We start from the raw sequence: 17,403 nt of genomic DNA, 5'->3' as shown, positions 1-17,403 counted from the left end.
GACCGTGCTATAAGCCTCGCTGAACGATCTCTATATCCTTAGGCAGCACTAACGTCAACTGCGGGTCTACCGTATCGGATACAAAACCGCCATCCCTTCGCTCCAGAGCGCCGATCATGACATACATCGTTGTGCCAATCGTCTTGGTTTGCAGCATGTCCATTTTGTCGAGCTTCTCTGCCGACCAATAGCGGACCTGACCGATAAGCTGAACCTCATGTGTATCCGTCTCGCCTAGCTCTATCCTGTTCAATGAATGAACAACAATCTTCTGAATAGATGCCGGTACTTCGACAGCATTGGTCTCGATAAATGCCGAGCGCTGCGTCATGTTCAATCCCCTTTGCAGCTCATCGAACAAGCCAGTTGACATAAGCAGCGCAAGACCAATACTTGCTGTTCCAATAACTCCAACAAAGAATACGCTGATCCAGTCGTAGCGTACAATCGTGCGTTCACTTCCCGAAAATTTCAAGTAAAGCAGCAACTCGGCGCCCAGCATAACAAATACGATGGGCGCTATCCACATCAGCACTTCGTACGCCTCGAGATTTTGCCAAAGCGATACAGCAAGTGCCGTCCCCATCAGTACGAGTGTCACGCCCATTGATAACGAGCCTACGCGCCAAGTGCGGATTGTTGCCGGTTCATGAATAAGGTCTGCTTGGTTCATTTGCTTCCCTCCTCCTTGCGTTTATAAACTGGAGGCGCGAGCGGCGGCGGCACTGCCCGCTTCGAATCCGCAGTTTTGCTGCCAAATGTTAAACGCAAACCGATAAATATGAGCACAAAGGAAACGACAACTGTAGGAATTACATAGATGACGCTCATATAAGCTTCATACATTTGTCTGGTGAAATTTTTCATAACCATATCGGCAACCACACGATTTAACAAATAATAGACACCAAAGCCCATCAAGGCGATGCCAAACCAGCGCTGATAAGGAACAAATTGCTTCAAAATTGGCTCATCTGTCAGCTCATTGCGCTCATAACGTGTCGTTTGCTGCAGCGCATCAAAGAATGCGAAGCACCAGAACAGCGGCAGCAGGAAGAAGAACAGCGACAAACGCATATTATCCATAATGTAAATCGCCAGCAGGAAGCCTCCCATTAATTGCAGCCCCCGCTTCTGCAGCCCTAAGTAAAGGTGGCCCGCTCCTGGAAAAATAGATAACGCGATAGCAAGCACTTTGTTCTTGCGTCCTGAGGAGATATGAGCCTCCAAATCTTCAAATATAGCATGATCCACGAGCTGTTCGCCCCGTTGCTTCGCATGCAGATGCTGGATCGTGTCGAACATGCTGTACACCCATATCACAGGCAGAATAAATAAGAAAATAAGCAAAGCTCCTGTATTCATAATGATGCTGAGAAACACGATAATCGCGAATAACCCTACAAATGATATAAGAAACGTAATGCCGCGCTGCATAAGTCCAAGACTCATATGCCCTAGTCCCGGAAGGAAGGAGAGCATGATTGTGCGCGACTTCTCCCTCTGCTGCTCATACGACAACGGCATATAGCCAGCCGTTGAATCCGAATACGCACCATAGTTGGGATTTGAAGCGTGCAAGCCCGGGGTTTTACCTGAAACAAGAGAAATGATCATATCGATCATATTAATTAGCCAGCTGAATGCAGCAACGAACACGAAGAAAAAAACAAATTCTTCTTTACGTGAATGGGATATTAATATAAGAAATGCTATTAAAGACGATCCAAAGAAAGCTCCTCCATACAATACGGTGCGGAAAGGCCTTCCCAGATACGCATGTCCTGCGCCGGGTATAAACGCAAGCATTAACGCGATTAACGGACTTTTGTTCATTGATCATTCATTCCTTTCATTCATTGATTCTTTCTAGCTTTCATTATTTAAAACGGATCGCTTGCAGTCCATCAAGCCACGAGCCGGTCTGATCGACTATTTTGTCCGACCACGATTCCGTTTGTACATCTGCCGGGGCTGATATTGGCGGAATCGACTTGTGCGCATTTGCATCTAGATCAAGCTGCGCGAGCTTCTGCGAGAATGAAACAAAGGTACCGCTGCCAAGCAGAAGCAGCGTAATCGACGCAGCAACCGTGTAATGCGTAGCCGGATGCTGCATCCAGGAGCTTCTGCGGAAGGATTTCTCCTGCTCGACAATCGTCGGAACCGGACGTATCCCGTCTGCTCGATCCAGCTTCTGTTGTTGCTGCTCAGCCATTAGCTGCGATACGACTCGCTCTTCGAGCAGTTCCATATCAGGCAATAGCATCTTTGGATTCTGGACCGTCTGGGCAGCGTCTGCCCCCTCCGACTCAACGGCTGCTATGAACAGCTCCAAGCAAGCATCGCTTGCTTCTATTTGCTGCTCTACCTGTATGCGCTCATCTTCAGGCAATAGACCGCGCACATAAAGTTTCATTTGTTCCGCAGTGATTCTATCATTCGCGTTCACGTGTTCATCTTTCCGGTCGATCTCGTCATTCATTCGAAATCCTCCTTTCGCCAGTGGCGCTTCATCCAATTTCTTGCTCGGTAAAGTCTGGACTCCACGCTTTTGCGTTCCAGCCCTGTTTCCGCGGCAATCTGTTCATAGGATTTGTCTTCCATATAATAAGCCGTTACAACTTCGCGATAGTTATCCGGCAGCCTGTCCACCTGTACTTGTACGTGCCGCTTATCCTCTTGCTCGATAGCCAGCGTTTCCGCCGCGGGGTTTGCAGACACGCCCTCTTGTTTCCTCTGCGGCGCAGCTTCATCGCCTATCAGTTCTTCAGGTCTGCGTGCTTGGCTTCGCTTGAAATCAATGGCCCGGTTGACGGCAATGCGGGTTATCCATGTCTTCAGCCCGTCCAATCGGCAATCCGGGAGGGAGCGATAAATTTGCAGCAGCACTTCCTGTGTAATATCCTCCGCATCATGCTGCGAATGAAGCACTGCAAAGATTGTTCTATATATATAAGGACCATAGGCTTGTACGAACGGTCGATAATGCTCGGGCCCGCCGCTTTGTACCGCTTTGATCCAATCCTCGTCTTGAATGTCGCTCCCCTCCTTCCCAATCTAATAGACGACAACCAATCTCTTTTACCCTGCACTTTTTCAAAAAAATATTTTTGCTGTCCCCTATAACAAGAAAAACCTCATCATTCGCAGAAAAAGCTTCACGAATGATGAGGTTCTCATCATTGAAATTGAACTTTCTTATAGTTAAGCCGTGTACCTTGGGAAGCTTCCGTTATACATCAAGCGATTGCTTCAGCTCGTCAGGCGAGCGGTCCCACCACTCCAGATTATGCTCCATAAGCAGCTTGCGAAGCGCTGCTCTGTCTACATCGCCCAGCTCCGTCAAATTATAACGGCGTTTAAGTGATTGATCGAGCTTATTTACATGATCGGCAAGAATTTTCCAGCCGCGGCGCGCTTCCGTATCAATTAGCATCTCGCAAGCCGTTGCTCCTGCATAGTAAGAGCCCTCTTCATTTCGATCAACTGCAACCCATACAATCCAGCATTGACGGCCATTTGGCGTATCTTCTTTATTTGGCGTGAACTTAATGCCGCGCTCGACCTTGCTCTTTGCGTGCATAGCGCCTACGTCGATATAGGCAACGCCATCATCAATGATAATGCAGGATACCGCGCTTAAATCGATAGCTCCTGCCCCAAAGCCTTTATGTTTTTTGCTGCTCACTACATTGAGCGACAGTGATTTCTTTTCCTTTTTTTCCGGCTGTACCGGCTGTTCTTGTTCTTCGGTCACGTTTATTCACACCTTCCCCATACATTAATTCCATTTTAGCTAATATTCCTCGAAAAGCAAACATATACATGCTGTAGATGCTTGTCAACGGGAGGGAAACGTTCAATGACTCCACGCTATTTCAAACGATTCATATTCGTAATACTCGCAGTCGTCACGCTCGGCATATCTGTGCAGTACGGTTTCGGAGCAGCCTGGCAATCGCAATATACTTATGCCTTCGCCCCTGCCGGCAAAGCTCCGCAAGCACCAGTTGCTGCCCAGAATTCGTCCAAGCCGCCTGCCGTTCAGGAACCGAATACGGTGTTAACTCCGAAGCCGCAGTCCCTTAGCAAGCGAATTGTTGAATATCATATCGATGTTCAATTGCGCGAGGATGCAAAGCATCTCGACGGGGAGCAAACCGTAACCTGGATCAACCCAGGCAAAAAAACAGTGTCCGAGCTCTATTTCAACTTGTATCCTAATGCGTTCCAGTCCGGCAAAACAACGTTTATGCAAGAGTCCGGCGGCAAGCTGCGTCAGGATAAAGCAACATCAAACAGTATTGGTTATATGAAGCTGCTAACGCTGCAAACCGAAGGCGGAGAGAGCCTTCTGCCGCGCCTGCAATATGCGCAGCCGGATGACGGCAATGAGAATGACTTCACCTTAGCTAGAATCCGGCTGCCTGAGCCAGTTGCCCCTGGTGAATCGGTCACCCTCCGCATGAGCTTTGAAGTCAAGCTCCCTGAGGTTTTTGCAAGAATGGGCTACTCTGGCGACTTTGTGATGGCTGGTCAATGGTTCCCGAAAGTAGCTGTATATGAAACGGTTGGAACACGCGGCCGCGCAGAAGAAGGCTGGAATGCGCATCAATATCATGGCAATTCTGAGTTTTACAGCGACTTCGGTATTTACAGCGTTCGCATCCATGTACCCGAGTCCTATACGGTCGCCGCAACCGGCTTTCAGACTAAAGCCATTGAAATGAAGGATCAAACGAAGATCTATCAATTTTATGCTGATGACGTCCATGATTTTGCATGGTCGGCATCGCCGGATTTCGTCTACGAGGAAACCGCCTATTCGGATACTGGCATCCCTGGCGTAAGAATCAAGCTTTATCTCGATCCTTCCCATGCTGCGCTTAAGGACCGTTATATGCATGCAGCGAAATCTGCCCTGTCGAGCTACGCGAAGTGGTATGGCGAATACCCTTATAGCACACTGTCTATCGTTGTGCCTCCTAAAGGCGCAGGCGGTGCGGGAGGAATGGAGTATCCTACGCTCGTAACGGCGTTTGCAGCGGAGAGTACGAACCCCGGCTATGATCTTGAAAGAACGGTCGTGCATGAAATCGGCCATCAATTCTGGTATGGCATGGTTGCCTCCAACGAGTTCGAAGAAGCATGGCTGGACGAAGGCTTTACTTCCTATGCCGAGGACAAAGTGATGGAAACGGCCTATGGTCTTTCATCCAACCTGCGCGTTGAAGCCAGTTATATGACAGATCCAGCGCCGCTCAAGCAGCTTTCTTGGTCCTATCGAAGCCACACCCAATATGCTGAAAATGTATATATGAGAGCAAAGCTCGTACTCATCGGCATCGAGAATCAGGTTGGATCAAGAACGATGCAAAAAATCATGCGCACGTATTTCCAAAAATATAAATTCAAACATCCTTCAACAGCCGATTTCCAGCGTGTAGTGGAGCAGGTAACCAAAACAAAATGGAATGATTATTTTAGGCATTATGTGTACGACGATCAAATGGCAGACTTCTCCGTAGATTCCATACAGGTCAAGCCAGTCATGCAAAACGGCATCCAAATGTACGAGTCAGTTGTGCTCATTAGCAAAAACGGCGGAAGCAACGGAGTCATTCCAATTGTACTCCAGTTCACAGATGGCACAAAAATTACGAAACGTTGGAACGCGGAAGATATGCACATTCAGTACAAGCAGCTGCATTCTGCCCCTCTATCATGGGTGTACATCGATCCCGATCACAGCAACGTGCTCGATAATAAGCTCATCAACAACTATATGCAGGCTCAGCTTCCAGAAGAAACACGCACACGTTGGAGCTTAGGTATAGTAACGATCATTGAGGGGCTGATCGGGACGCTTGGCTGGTAAGTAATTGTGTTCAAGGAGCGATAAAATATGAAGATACATATGAAGCAAGGCTGGCAGCTCGCGGTCAAGCATTTCCACCTCGTGGTTCTACTATTCCTTTACCAGCTAATCTGGGGGTTCTTCTTATACCGATTCATTGATTCGGTTGTCTCACCACTGCTTCGGCGATACCCGAGCGCCTATCCTTCTGACGTTGCCAGAGAGGTCTTCGTGACAGAAGCTCAGTTCCAGCTGTTCAAAACAGATCTCATCACACCGTATGTATGGACACTTGGCGGTCTGCTCGTCATTAGAATGCTGCTCACGCCTTTGTTTAATGCCGGGTTGTTCTATTCTCTGAATCAAGCGAGGAATCATTCCGGCACTCGCTTCTTGGAAGGCATTCGCAAAGCTTGGAAGCCCGTCATGCTGCTCTATTGGATCGAATCCATATTGACGCTCGCTCCCGCCTGGTGGCTGCTGCCTCGCGCACTTAACACTTTGCTGTCGAGCCACTCCATTCCGGAGATGCTGCAGGCGACGCTCCCTGGGGCCGCTATATGGCTCCTATGGGGGACCGTGCTTCATCTGCTCTCACTAGCCATGCAGTTCGGCGCGGCAACAGGTGAAGGCATTCTGAGCAGCCTGTGGCGCGCTTTAAGAAACTTTCTTTCTTTTGCAGCAGTTTCACTGCTCATGTGGGGCATCGGTGTTGCGTTAGGCCTGGTTGTCTCCGGCTTGTCGATGATCTGGGCCGGTTTGTTCGCCCTTATCCTACACCAGAGCTACCATTTCATCCGAACCTTGATGAAAATATGGACGATTACGACTCAGTACGAATGCTTACAAACCAAATTATAATCGTAAAAAAAGCTTCCGGTTCCTCGATTTCAGAGGATTACGGAAGCTTTTTGCTTTATTTTGATCTCTAAGATCATCATCATATAAACCTTCCGGCCCGCCCGGCTGCCGCTCCGAGCTCCATGTACTGCACTTCTGCATCACTTCTGCATCACATTCGCCGCTCGGCTGCCGCTCTGAGCTCCATGTGCTGCACTTCTGCATCACATTCGCCGCTCGACTGCCGCTCCGAGCTCTATGTGCTGCACTTCTGCATCACATTCGCCGCCCGACTGCCGCTCCGAGCTCCATGTGCTGCACTTCTGCATCACATTCGCCGCCCGACTGCCGCTCCGAGCTCCATGTGCTGCACTTCTGCATCACATTCGCCGCTCGGCTACCACTCCGAGCTCCATGTGCTACACTTCTGCATCACATTCGCCGCTCGGCTACCGCTTCGAGATCTATGTGCTGCACTTCTGCATCACATTCGCCGCTCGACTGCCGCTCCGAGCTCTATGTGTTTCTATGGAGGTTTTTTTAGATGAGATATTTTTAATTTTTCGTAAATAAAATAGGAAACTCCCGCTATTTACTAGGCTTTCAACTAGTCCCATAGCAATAGGGGCATTAGGACGTATCGGAATATTTTGAAACACATATACATAATTAATGAAAATGAGTTATTCATATAGTTAGAAAGCACCATTACATTTTTAGTTATATTACAAGAAAGATGATGAAACGAAGCTATTAGTCAAAAGGTTACATGAGAATTATTAGAATTAGATTATAAAGGCAGGAGATTAACGAAAATAAGCGAATATTTCCAAGAGTAATAAAAAAACAGCCTAATTCCCTTCGGGGATACGGGGGAACCACTCTGGGTGAATTGATTCCGACGTCTGATTTTTTGCAGCGCCTGAGGAATCATAGGGAGCCTTCAACCGAACCCCACAGCTAACCTCGTCGGCATTGGAAGGAGCTCCACAATTGAAAAAGGTTACAATACTACTTTTGGGTCTCGTTATTATGCTCGCCTCTCAGGCGGGAAGCGCTTTCGCAGACTCCAAACTAAACGGATTTATCGATGATGTTATGGGTAGTCCGTACAAAAGCGGTGGAACGACGTCGAAAGGCTTTGATTGCTCCGGTTTTACGAGCTATGTGTTCGAAAAAATGGGCATTGAACTTCCGCGCACATCCGCTGCTCAAGCGAAATCAGGCACGAAAGTTGCTAAGGATGAACTCGTACCCGGAGATCTCGTATTCTTCGATACAGTCGGCAGCAACAACAGCACCGTTTCCCATGTAGGCATCTATATTGGTGATGGCAAGTTTGCACATTCATCCTCCAGCAGAGGCGTGGTAACAGACAAACTTAGCTCTTCCTATTATGAGAGCCGTTACGTAACTGCGCGTCGTGTTATGGATTCGGAATCTTTCGTGAATTATGCAGAAGTCAAATAGAGCTTAATGATTGCCCTTCAGTGGACAATTGCGTAAGCTCAGCCAACAAAGCCGCATGAGGTTGTCTTTCAAAGACAAGCCAAATGCGGCTTTGTTGATTCATCCTGAACTGATTTGGTATGAAACAGTAAGAACGCTATGGCCCAGCTTATTTGTATACTATTAAATAAACCTTTGCATCCGTTTTGAAACAACGAATGCAAAGGTTTTTTGTTTTATGGATCAAGAAGATTATTCAAATTTTAATTTCTATTACTCCCCAAGCGGCTTGTGTGCGGTTTGTCCTCTGCCAAGCACGAGCATTATTCCGAGCAGAAGCAGCATTAGCACGACTAGAATACTTATATACCATAAGGTCGACTGAACGCTGTATTGATCCATAAACCAACCTGTTACACGAGGGAAAATGGCTCCGCCTAGGCCACCGCATGCGACGAGCAAACTCGTCGTTCTTTCTGTCATGCCAGGTATGAGTACATTCGCATATACGAGTGCAATACCAAAAATTCCAGAGAAGAATAAACCGCTCAGCCCTACAAATATGAGCATCCAGCTAAGCTGACCCATCAATGCCATTAAGATGAATACACCTGAAGCTCCGATTGTTGCTATGAGCAAGTAGCGTGAATAGCCTATTCGATCCGCTAACACGCCGGCAAATAAACGACCTACCACCATCGTACCCCAGAATAAACCAAGTACGGCTGCCGCACTAGCCTCTGCTACTCCTGAACGGCCGATCAGAATGGCAGGCAAATAATTGGAAAAGCTCATCTCCATACCAACGTAAATCATAAAAAACAATGCCGACAGCAGTAGAAACGGCAAAGCCTTGCGCTGATATCCAAAGAAAGCGGACTTTCCAGACACGGCCATACCATCTGTCTTATGGTGTTCATTTGATTCTTTTGAAGTACGAGGAATAATGCCCAGCTGGTCATCCAACTCGCCAAATGATAATGTCATCCAAAGTACGAATGTTATGCCAGACATCGCCGCGAGAATGGGGAAAGAAAGCTGCCAGACGTGGTGCTGGATTAAATAAGCTGCCGCAATAGGAATAAGCAGCGCTCCGACACCAAAAAATGTTTCAAGGCGGCTCATAGCCGATGCTTTGCCATTCTTCCACAAATCGATTATCATAGCACCTACGACGGCCTCTGTCATACCGAAGCCAAGTCCAGCCAGCGGCGCAATTGTCAACATCCAGCCCCAAGGTAATAGTAGACTATAGGCTGCTTCGCTTACGGTCAATATACCGATCGCAATGAGTACAGCTCCTCTTTTCCCTATTCTAGCTGTTATGGATGGTGCAAACAAAACACCGACCAGAAAGCCGAGAAACTGATTCATAATCCATTGTCCGCCGTCTTTGTAGGTCAAGCCATAGTGCTCGATTAATTGTTCCATAATTGCGCCGCCCACAACATGGGCAACTCCAATAATTAAATATGACAAGCAGCCGAGCCATAATAATTTTTTCATGCTAATGCTTCTCCTTATGTACACACACATAGCCCATTTTGCCTAGCTGATATAATAATCCTGTTTGAACCATTTTACACGCTGTAAGGCAGAATAAGTAATGGAGGTATCTCACTTATGAACTATTCACAAAGCTCCCCTTATTATAAACGAGAATCAATTGCCATGACTATACATCCACTTGAAATAGAACATGTCGAGAATATTTGTAAATGGAGCTACGAGGCACCCTTCGACATTTATAATTGGCCTTCTTGGGAAAAAATGAAAAGGGACGGAACCGAGTTTGGCGATTCCGTCCTACGAGCTGCGCAGTATGTAGCAGTTCTCGGCAATCAGCTTGAATTAATTGGTTATGCGCAGTTTTTTCCTATTGCCGGCGTGACTAGGCTCGGCCTCGGTCTGCGGCCGGACCTATGCAGCCAAGGCCTCGGCCCAGCCTTTGCCCATTGCATAGCCTTAGAGGCGCGCAGACGCGAACCCGAGCATGAAATCGATTTGGAAGTGCTAGTATGGAATAAACGTGCTATACGAGCATATGAGCAAGCAGGCTTCTGCATTACGGATACGTATGTCATCACTAAACAAGAAGGTGTGTCCGAATGCCATTGCATGGTGTTCGAGCCTGTTGATCCAAAGATGTAGCATCTAATATTAAATGACATTCTAATCGAGTCCTTCCTAATTGTAAAGAACCGATAAGAAATTCATTTGTTGCTTGAAGTTATTGAATTTAGATCAATCTGATCATTTGCGTGACCTTATCGCCCTGAGACACCTCAATGATGTGGTGCTTGCTATTGTAGGTAATGGTGCCATTGCCTACTGCAATAACTGGGTCTTCACCCAAGCCAAAAAAAACATCATCTGCCAACGCTTCCATTACTTCGTGACGATCCTCTTCCGGAAGAACCACCCATTCATCTTCTTCCATTTCAAAAAAAGTATAGCTTCCTTCAATATTCCCTACCGCTGCTGTCAAATCCTTCAATATATCTGCATATTCTCTTGCATGTCTAACTCCCATTTCCGTAAACCACCTTTATCATCGTCATAGTTTTTTCACTTCTTCCTATTATTCTACCGCATTTTATCAAATTTTAACGTATTCTCTTCAAATCGTTTCAATTACTCTAACTTCAGAATACCTATTTGACGATAATAAAAGAAGTAGAGAAATGTCGAAAATGATTTGGACGGGGTGTATGATGAAAAATTCAACAATTATTGGACTTGTATTAGGTTTGGTTGCTGTGCTTGGAGGCATGGTATTAAAAGGGGCACACCTGTCGGCTCTCCTAAATCCGGCTGCGTTTATGATCATTATATTAGGTACAATCGCATCGGTTATGATTGCTTTTCCGATGGCCGAGCTGGCTAAGCTTGGAAAGCTGTTCAAAATGGTATTTTCCGAGCAAAAACTGACTCCGCGCGAAGAGCTTATTGGAAAATTTATGGAGTGGGCATCTATTACTCGCCGTGAAGGCTTGCTCGCCCTGGAAGCTAAAGTAGATGAAATAGAAGACGCCTTCCTACGCAACGGCATGCGGATGATTATTGACGGAAATGATCAGGACCTCGTTCGCGATGTTCTGCTTGAAGATATAGCGGCTACAGAAGACCGTCATAAAGCGGGAGCTCTCATATTCACTCAAGCGGGGACTTACGCGCCTACACTCGGGGTACTCGGTGCGGTTGTCGGCTTGATTGCCGCACTTGCGGATATGAGTGATATGGGCAAGCTTGCGCATGCCATCGCCGGGGCGTTTATGGCCACATTGCTCGGTATATTTACAGGATATGTACTTTGGCATCCCATTGCCAATAAGCTGAAGCGTATGTCGAAGCAAGAAATTCAAATCCGTCTTATGATGGTTGAAGGCCTGCTTTCCATTCAATCCGGCGTATCGACCATTGCCATCAATCAGAAGCTATCGGTATTCCTAACACCTACGGAAAGATTGAAGATGAAAGAGAAGGAGGAAGGAGCCGTTGAGCAAAAAGCATAGGAAGCACGAAGAACACGAGGAGCATGTTGACGAATCCTGGCTCATTCCATATGCTGACTTGCTCACCCTGCTGCTCGCCCTCTTTATCGTGTTATATTCGATGAACTCTGTTGACGTCAAAAAGTTCGAAGAGATGTCGCATGCATTCAATATTGTCCTTAGCAGCGGCAGCGGCGTTCTTAGCGAGACCTCTGTCATAAGACAAGGTGACGATGACGGCAAAAAGAGTGATGTGATTGGAAATAAAAAAAATCAGTCCGACAAAACCAAGGATTCGGCGAACGAGCAGGACGCTGAAGATAAAGCACGTGAAGAGCTTATAAAGCAGGAACAAGCCGAGCTTGAGGATCTCAAGAAGAAAGTTGACGATTATATTGAGAAGAACGGTCTAACCTCTGATCTTGAAACAAAGCTTAATTTCTCACAGCTTATGATTACGATTAGCGACAGTGCGCTGTTTGCACCCGCACAAGCAAACGTCAAGCCGGAATCCAAGGAACTGGCTATAGCGATCGGTAAATTGCTGCAGCTGTATCCCAACTATGAGGTTGTCGTTTCCGGACATACGGACGATAAACCGATTTCTACTGTATTTTTCAAATCCAACTGGGATTTAAGCTCCATGCGTGCTATTCGGTTTATGGATATTTTGCTTGAAAATAAACAATTAAAGCCCGAGCGCTTCAGCGCTATGGGATTTGGAGAATATCGCCCTGTTGGTGATAACAAAACAGTGGAAGGCCGAGCCAAAAATCGCCGCGTTGAAGTATCCATTATTCATACTTATGCCGATCCAAAATTGACTCAAAAGCTTTCCGTTACGGAATAATCCTATTTACGTATCGTCAAAAACCCCTGATTAACCCGCTTAGCCGGGTTAAATCAGGGGTTCTTTGTTTTTGATGCTACTTACACAGGCTCATAGCTTAACGTTTGAAATAGTGTATTCTTCTCCGCTTCCGTCAAATCCCGCCACTTGCCAACGGGAAGGCCAGCAAGATGGATGTTCATGATTCGCTGCCGCTGCAGCCTTCTCACATGAAAGCCGAAAGCCTCACACATTCTGCGAATTTGCCGATTACGCCCTTCTGTCAATATAATGCGGAATACACGGTCAGTAACTCTCGTAACTTCACATGGCAGCGTCATGCTCCCAAGAATATGCACGCCGCTCGACATTCCCTGCAAGAATGCAGCCGTTAGCGGCCGATCTACTGTAACCAAATACTCCTTCTCATGCTTTCCTTCCGAACGAAGAATCGGATTAACGACATCACCGTCGTTGGTCAACAGAATGAGCCCTTCTGAATCCTTGTCCAATCTACCGATTGGAAAGATACGTTCGCTATGACCGACAAAATCAACAATATTTCCTTTAATATGCGGTTCAGTTGTGCTTGTGATGCCAACTGGTTTATTGAGCGCTATATATACATGACGCTTCTGTTCACCAATTTTTCGCCCATCCACACGGACATCATCGCCTTGCTCTGCTTGGCTGCCAAGCTGTGCTGGCGCTCCGTTAATGGTGACACGGCCGCTGTCTACCAGCTTGTCCGCCTCACGTCTAGAGCAATAACCCGTTTCACTAATAAATTTATTAATCCTCAAAGCTGCTTCACCCCGTTGTATGTAATGCCAGCTTGGCTATTTTCTCCGATGTATAATACTGAATAGCTGTTTCTGTTATCGTAACATGCTTGCTGCTTATCAGCATAGCCTCGCCTGCTGCTCGCTTCATAGCCCTAGCGACATCCTCGCCTTTAATCGCCCTGTATTTTCGCAGTGGGCCAACCATCATAAATTGCAATGATTTCGAGAACCATGCACCGATGGATTCTCCTCTTCTAGCGGTTTTCCTTTCTCCAAGCAGAAGGGATGGCTGAAACACATGAACAATCGGCTGCTCCAGCTTGGCCAGCTTCTCCTGAAGCTCTCCCTTCACTCTGCTATAAAAAAACATAGAGCTCGAAGATGCGCCGAGTGCGGTTACGACTAAATAATGAGCGGCTCCCTTGCTCTTAGCCCACTCAGCCAATGCAAGCGGATATTCATAATCGACTTTGCGAAACGCTTCCTGTGTTTTTGCTGCTTTCATGGTTGTGCCGAGTGTACAGAATACCACATCCACACTCACATTTTGCAAAGCAGATTCAAGATCGTCTAAAGGAGCTACAATTACACGCAGCTTAGAGATTGTATTTAAATTTCCTAATCCTAAGACCTCTAATTCACTTCTTGAGAGAACTGTTATTTTCTTAACTAAAGGGTCATGAACGAGCTGCTTGAGCAGTGCAGAGCCTACAAGACCCGATGCTCCAACTACCAGACATGTATAGCTGGACGCTTCACTCTGCGGCGAAAAAGCTTTCTGGCGCAGTTTCTTCTTATCTGCTTGCTTACCCAGCGCTGATCTCTCCCTTCGTTATCCCTCTAGAAGCTCCCGTCCGTGCTTATGTTTCTAGTATACTGCTCTCGCTTCCTTCTTTCAAAGCTGGAAGCATTAATTGTACCGTTGTACCTACATGAAGCTGACTCTTTATATCCATTGTGCCGCGATGTGTATTAATAATACGCTGGCTGACCATAATACCGAGACCCGTTCCTGTTTCCTTGCCTGTGAAGAAAGGATCACCAATCTTCGCAATCATATCCTCAGGAATGCCCATTCCCTCGTCTGTTATTGAAATGGAAATAAACTCTCGTTTGCGAGTAATATTAATGTGAATCAAGCCGCCGCTCGGCATGGCTTCGATAGCATTCTTCAGCAGGTTGATAAATACCTGCTTGAGCTGGTTTTCTTCACATGATATTCGACAGTCCTCCTCTGTGAAGGAAACACGAAATTCAATATCATGAAGTATGGCCTCACTGTTCATTAGTGCTATTACGTCATGAAGCACATCTCTGATGTCTTTCGTAATAAACCTTGTAGCTTGAGGTTTAGCCAATATTAGAAATTCGCCAACAATAAGATTGATGCGATCAAGTTCAGAGAGCATAAGACTTACATGGGATAAAGTGAACTTCTTGCTCTCCTGTTGAAGCTGCAGAAAGCCGCGAAGCGTTGTAAGCGGATTGCGAATTTCATGAGCAACGCCTGCTGCAAGCTGACCTACTGTCGTCAATTTCTCCGATCTTCGAAGCAGCTCCTCCATCTTGTTGCGGCTTCGCATATCTCTTGAAATACTGGCAAATGCGCGAATCGTTCCATCCGAATCACGAATTGGCGAAATGGTTACGCTAACCGGAATCATTTCACCTGTCTTTGTCACTCTCGTCGTTTCCAGCGCGGGAAGCACCTTGCCCGCTAACAGCTGGTCCAGCATATGTCTCTTCTCCGATTTATGGGAGTCTGGCAAGGTCGGATAGATGAGGCCTATCGCCTCCTCCTCTTCATAGCCGAATAATAGCTCGAAGGCACGATTAACTTGAATGACCTTTCCATCTAAATCAATCAAATGAATGGCATCGCTCGTATTATTAATAAATGACTCTAAATGCTCCTTCATGCGCCGGTTTTCCTCGAATGCTCTTCGCAGCTTATTCATATATATGCTTAAATTTTGCGACATCGCATTGACCTTCAGTGCAAGCAAACCAAATTCGTCCTTACTCTTGATTTGAATTGGCTGATGAAACCGTGCGGATGAAACCTCATTTACCTTCCACAAAATGTCCTTCAAAGGCCTTATCATTGCTCCAACCAGCCAATAGCTGATAAATAACACAAATACTAACGAAATACCTGTATAAACCAGTGTTTCATTGCGTCTTTGGCTGACTAGCTTTGTAATGCCAACGCCATCATATACAATACTTATAATATGATTGCCTATTTGATCGGCCGCATAGTAGCTGCGGAAATAAGGCACACCATTAATTTTCATTTTTCGCAGTACAAATTTATTTTTTTCTAAACCATTAATAATGGAGTAATCACTAGTAGAGTCCAGATAGGTATAGGTTCCATAGGAAACCACTAATGATCCTTGCTCAAATACGGATACTTCCTTTATATTTGGATTTAATGACTTTACGATGTCAAAAATATGTTCTGGGCCCGATTCATTCTCTTTCATATAATAGGAATCGCCTTGAAGCTGCTTCTCATAATAAGCAAATGAACTGGCCACATGCGTGGAGGTATCCTGCATCGTCTGCTGTGCATGTTCTCGCATACCATGAATCATGGCATACTCGTTCAAAATGTGGTTAAAAATGAAAAATATTAATACGATAAGCATAATTAACACGGAAAATTTCATTTTAATCGACAATGAACGACACATCCTTTGAAAAGGTAAGCATGTAGTTACGATCAAATGATCATAACTTTCGAGATCTGTATCCATTTACAATTAACTATCCACAACTTATTCACATTATCAACATATATTATCCACATACCTTAATAAATTGTGTGTAGTTATGTGTATATCAGTATAGTTATCCACAATGTTATCCACCACATGTTAACAACAGAATATTTGTTCGTTGTATAATGAATGATTTGTAAAGGAGTACTCACCTAATGATAAGAGAACAAGAAGATCAGAAATGGATGCTGGAAGCAATCGCCGAAGCGAACAAAGCTGAGCAAATCGGGGAAGTTCCCATCGGAGCTGTAGTTGTACGCAACAATGAAATTATTGGACGGGGCTACAACCTTAGAGAAACGCGGTTTGATCCGACCGCGCATGCCGAAATGGTTGCCATTCGGGACGCCTGCGAACGCATTGGCGCTTGGAGATTGTTAGACTGTACGTTATACGTCACATTGGAGCCTTGTCCCATGTGCGCCGGAGCCATCGTGCAGGCCCGAGTTAAACGAGTCGTATACGGTACTTCCGATCCTAAGGCCGGCTGTGCCGGAACACTTATGAACTTGCTGCAAGAGCCCCGTTTCAACCATGAAACGGAGCTCACAAGTAATATATTACAGCCTGAATGCGCAGCTTTATTAACTCAGTTTTTCCGTAAGCTTCGTAAACGTTAATTATAGATCGTCACGACGTATCGAGATATCGGTTAGCTCATCTCGTTGAATATGCTGCAATGCAACAATAAGTTGATCGGCCTCTTCACTGATCGCTAGAACTTCGGGATCTGTCAAACTGCCGCGTGCCTCGGCTATTTCATGAAGCTTTTGCCGCAGCGACTGCAATTGTATAAGTAAACGATTTTTGTCCATAGGTCGCTTTGGGGCACGCTCCTTATCAAGCACTCGTGTAGGTCATAAATCTATTATACTCTCGACTTATTGAAGAGTTTGTAAAAACATGTCGACGAATGAAGATAATTTTCGGGCATCATTCGACAATTCGATGCTATTTATTCCATTTTATAGGTCTTTTTTACTAGTAAATTAATCCAGCATTTAATCCATTATGGCCATTTATCGTACTCTTTTTCCTGCTCGTTAAACCCATATGAGGCTTACGATTCATGCTATTACGCGCACTCTGGCATTGTTCGGTACTTTATCCCATTATCGTGATAAGCCATCTGTCGTATGCTGTGTCGTTTTAATAATAAATTTGCAAAAAACAGTCAACGAGCCTTGATCGTTATTGTATGCATTATGAGAGAGCTGAAGTGAGAAAAACGGGTTAAATTGATGAGGCTGCAAATCCATTTATATGCTTCTATTCACAGCGGAAATATCCCTTTCTGCCTATAATTATGAGGATAAATCCATTTGTAATATAAGAAGGTATGAAGTAAAATTGTTTAAAA

Annotated in this window: 19 protein-coding genes and 1 riboswitch; of the genes, 7 read left to right on the top strand and 12 right to left on the bottom strand. The window is 45.7% G+C overall.

The window, feature by feature from the left end; translation table 11 throughout:
* Positions 1–7: 7 nt before the first annotated feature.
* The 5 genes from CEF13_RS00645 to CEF13_RS00625 all read right to left on the bottom strand — a co-directional run bounded on the left by CEF13_RS00645 (position 8) and on the right by CEF13_RS00625 (position 3,760).
* Positions 8–673, bottom strand: coding sequence for a hypothetical protein (locus CEF13_RS00645; protein ID WP_102708954.1), 666 nt, complete (start codon positions 671–673; stop codon positions 8–10).
* On the bottom strand, positions 670–1,836 hold the full coding sequence (locus CEF13_RS00640) for a hypothetical protein (RefSeq protein ID WP_102708953.1): 1,167 nt from the start codon (positions 1,834–1,836) through the stop codon (positions 670–672). Before CEF13_RS00640 ends, CEF13_RS00645 begins: the two co-directional genes overlap by 4 nt.
* A gap of 43 nt (positions 1,837–1,879) precedes the next feature.
* A complete protein-coding gene (locus CEF13_RS00635) occupies positions 1,880–2,485 on the bottom strand; it encodes a hypothetical protein (RefSeq protein WP_102708952.1) in 606 nt (201 codons plus the stop codon).
* Complete coding sequence (locus tag CEF13_RS00630) at positions 2,482–2,934, bottom strand: sigma-70 family RNA polymerase sigma factor (protein WP_244917029.1); 453 nt, start codon at positions 2,932–2,934, stop codon at positions 2,482–2,484. The genes CEF13_RS00635 and CEF13_RS00630 overlap by 4 nt, the downstream gene beginning before the upstream one ends.
* Before the next feature lie 301 nt (positions 2,935–3,235).
* On the bottom strand, positions 3,236–3,760 hold the full coding sequence (locus CEF13_RS00625; RefSeq protein WP_102708950.1) for a YwhD family protein: 525 nt from the start codon (positions 3,758–3,760) through the stop codon (positions 3,236–3,238).
* 105 nt (positions 3,761–3,865) lie between these two features.
* Here CEF13_RS00625 and CEF13_RS00620 point away from each other — a divergent pair, with 105 nt between their 5' ends.
* Both CEF13_RS00620 and CEF13_RS00615 read left to right on the top strand, forming a co-directional pair.
* Positions 3,866–5,881, top strand: coding sequence for a M1 family metallopeptidase (locus CEF13_RS00620; protein WP_102708949.1), 2,016 nt, complete (start codon positions 3,866–3,868; stop codon positions 5,879–5,881).
* A gap of 27 nt (positions 5,882–5,908) precedes the next feature.
* Positions 5,909–6,721 (top strand): hypothetical protein, encoded by an 813-nt coding sequence (locus tag CEF13_RS00615; RefSeq protein ID WP_102708948.1) that lies wholly within the window; start codon positions 5,909–5,911, stop codon positions 6,719–6,721.
* Here CEF13_RS00615 and CEF13_RS00610 read toward each other — a convergent pair.
* A complete protein-coding gene (locus CEF13_RS00610) occupies positions 6,716–6,925 on the bottom strand; it encodes a hypothetical protein (RefSeq protein WP_102708947.1) in 210 nt (69 codons plus the stop codon). The two genes, CEF13_RS00615 and CEF13_RS00610, sit on opposite strands and share 6 nt — an antisense overlap.
* Positions 6,926–7,538: 613 nt before the next feature.
* A riboswitch (cyclic di-AMP (ydaO/yuaA leader) is annotated at positions 7,539–7,690 on the top strand.
* A gap of 3 nt (positions 7,691–7,693) precedes the next feature.
* On the opposite strand from CEF13_RS00610, the gene CEF13_RS00605 reads away from it, so the two are divergent.
* Positions 7,694–8,170 (top strand): C40 family peptidase, encoded by a 477-nt coding sequence (locus CEF13_RS00605; protein ID WP_424991996.1) that lies wholly within the window; start codon positions 7,694–7,696, stop codon positions 8,168–8,170.
* Between the two features lie 252 nt (positions 8,171–8,422).
* Here the strand turns inward: CEF13_RS00605 and CEF13_RS00600 are convergent, their stop codons facing one another.
* Positions 8,423–9,655: an MFS transporter gene (locus tag CEF13_RS00600; protein ID WP_102708946.1), complete on the bottom strand. Its 1,233-nt coding sequence runs from the start codon at positions 9,653–9,655 to the stop codon at positions 8,423–8,425.
* 117 nt (positions 9,656–9,772) lie between these two features.
* On the opposite strand from CEF13_RS00600, the gene CEF13_RS00595 reads away from it, so the two are divergent.
* Positions 9,773–10,300 (top strand): GNAT family N-acetyltransferase, encoded by a 528-nt coding sequence (locus CEF13_RS00595; RefSeq protein WP_243864886.1) that lies wholly within the window; start codon positions 9,773–9,775, stop codon positions 10,298–10,300.
* 88 nt (positions 10,301–10,388) lie between these two features.
* Here CEF13_RS00595 and CEF13_RS00590 read toward each other — a convergent pair whose 3' ends face one another.
* Entirely contained in the window at positions 10,389–10,682 is a 294-nt protein-coding gene (locus CEF13_RS00590) for a hypothetical protein (protein ID WP_102708945.1), read from the bottom strand.
* Positions 10,683–10,863: 181 nt separating this feature from the next.
* Here CEF13_RS00590 and motA point away from each other — a divergent pair, with 181 nt between their 5' ends.
* Both motA and CEF13_RS00580 read left to right on the top strand, forming a co-directional pair.
* The gene (motA, locus tag CEF13_RS00585; protein ID WP_102716129.1) at positions 10,864–11,664 is read left to right on the top strand and encodes a flagellar motor stator protein MotA; all 801 of its coding nucleotides are present in this window, start codon (positions 10,864–10,866) and stop codon (positions 11,662–11,664) included.
* Positions 11,648–12,493, top strand: coding sequence for a flagellar motor protein MotB (locus CEF13_RS00580; RefSeq protein WP_102708944.1), 846 nt, complete (start codon positions 11,648–11,650; stop codon positions 12,491–12,493). Before motA ends, CEF13_RS00580 begins: the two co-directional genes overlap by 17 nt.
* Positions 12,494–12,573: 80 nt before the next feature.
* Here CEF13_RS00580 and rluF read toward each other — a convergent pair whose 3' ends face one another.
* The 3 genes from rluF to CEF13_RS00565 all read right to left on the bottom strand — a co-directional run bounded on the left by rluF (position 12,574) and on the right by CEF13_RS00565 (position 15,944).
* Positions 12,574–13,275, bottom strand: coding sequence for a 23S rRNA pseudouridine(2604) synthase RluF (gene rluF / locus CEF13_RS00575; protein ID WP_102708943.1), 702 nt, complete (start codon positions 13,273–13,275; stop codon positions 12,574–12,576).
* Positions 13,276–13,282: 7 nt separating this feature from the next.
* On the bottom strand, positions 13,283–13,993 hold the full coding sequence (locus CEF13_RS00570) for an NAD(P)H-binding protein (RefSeq protein ID WP_279589022.1): 711 nt from the start codon (positions 13,991–13,993) through the stop codon (positions 13,283–13,285).
* 124 nt (positions 13,994–14,117) lie between these two features.
* Positions 14,118–15,944 carry an ATP-binding protein gene (locus tag CEF13_RS00565; RefSeq protein ID WP_243864884.1) on the bottom strand — a complete coding sequence of 609 codons (1,827 nt, stop codon included), beginning with the start codon at positions 15,942–15,944 and terminating at the stop codon, positions 14,118–14,120.
* Between the two features lie 254 nt (positions 15,945–16,198).
* Here CEF13_RS00565 and tadA point away from each other — a divergent pair, with 254 nt between their 5' ends.
* Positions 16,199–16,663, top strand: coding sequence for a tRNA adenosine(34) deaminase TadA (gene tadA, locus CEF13_RS00560; protein WP_102708941.1), 465 nt, complete (start codon positions 16,199–16,201; stop codon positions 16,661–16,663).
* Here tadA and CEF13_RS00555 read toward each other — a convergent pair whose 3' ends face one another.
* Positions 16,664–16,858, bottom strand: a complete 195-nt coding sequence (locus CEF13_RS00555; RefSeq protein ID WP_102708940.1) for an aspartyl-phosphate phosphatase Spo0E family protein — start codon at positions 16,856–16,858, stop codon at positions 16,664–16,666.
* Positions 16,859–17,403: the final 545 nt, after the last annotated feature.

Origin of the sequence: Paenibacillus castaneae, from assembly GCF_002884445.1 — a bacterium.
Lineage (GTDB): Bacteria > Bacillota > Bacilli > Paenibacillales > Paenibacillaceae > Pristimantibacillus > Pristimantibacillus castaneae.
This window is presented reverse-complemented; position numbering and strand designations above follow the sequence as displayed.

Excerpts from the sequence above, each read along its gene's own strand:
- CEF13_RS00555 (WP_102708940.1), bottom strand. The coding sequence starts at position 16,858 with ATGGACAAAAATCGTTTACTTATACAATTGCAGTCGCTGCGGCAAAAG.
- CEF13_RS00635 (WP_102708952.1), bottom strand. The coding sequence starts at position 2,485 with ATGAATGACGAGATCGACCGGAAAGATGAACACGTGAACGCGAATGAT.
- CEF13_RS00610 (WP_102708947.1), bottom strand. The coding sequence starts at position 6,925 with ATGCAGAAGTGCAGCACATGGAGCTCAGAGCGGCAGCCGAGCGGCGAA.
- CEF13_RS00645 (WP_102708954.1), bottom strand. The coding sequence starts at position 673 with ATGAACCAAGCAGACCTTATTCATGAACCGGCAACAATCCGCACTTGG.
- CEF13_RS00590 (WP_102708945.1), bottom strand. The coding sequence starts at position 10,682 with ATGGGAGTTAGACATGCAAGAGAATATGCAGATATATTGAAGGATTTG.
- CEF13_RS00595 (WP_243864886.1), top strand. The coding sequence starts at position 9,773 with ATGAACTATTCACAAAGCTCCCCTTATTATAAACGAGAATCAATTGCC.
- motA (WP_102716129.1), top strand. The coding sequence starts at position 10,864 with ATGAAAAATTCAACAATTATTGGACTTGTATTAGGTTTGGTTGCTGTG.
- CEF13_RS00615 (WP_102708948.1), top strand. The coding sequence starts at position 5,909 with ATGAAGATACATATGAAGCAAGGCTGGCAGCTCGCGGTCAAGCATTTC.
- tadA (WP_102708941.1), top strand. The coding sequence starts at position 16,199 with ATGATAAGAGAACAAGAAGATCAGAAATGGATGCTGGAAGCAATCGCC.
- CEF13_RS00620 (WP_102708949.1), top strand. The coding sequence starts at position 3,866 with ATGACTCCACGCTATTTCAAACGATTCATATTCGTAATACTCGCAGTC.
- CEF13_RS00600 (WP_102708946.1), bottom strand. The coding sequence starts at position 9,655 with ATGAAAAAATTATTATGGCTCGGCTGCTTGTCATATTTAATTATTGGA.
- CEF13_RS00640 (WP_102708953.1), bottom strand. The coding sequence starts at position 1,836 with ATGAACAAAAGTCCGTTAATCGCGTTAATGCTTGCGTTTATACCCGGC.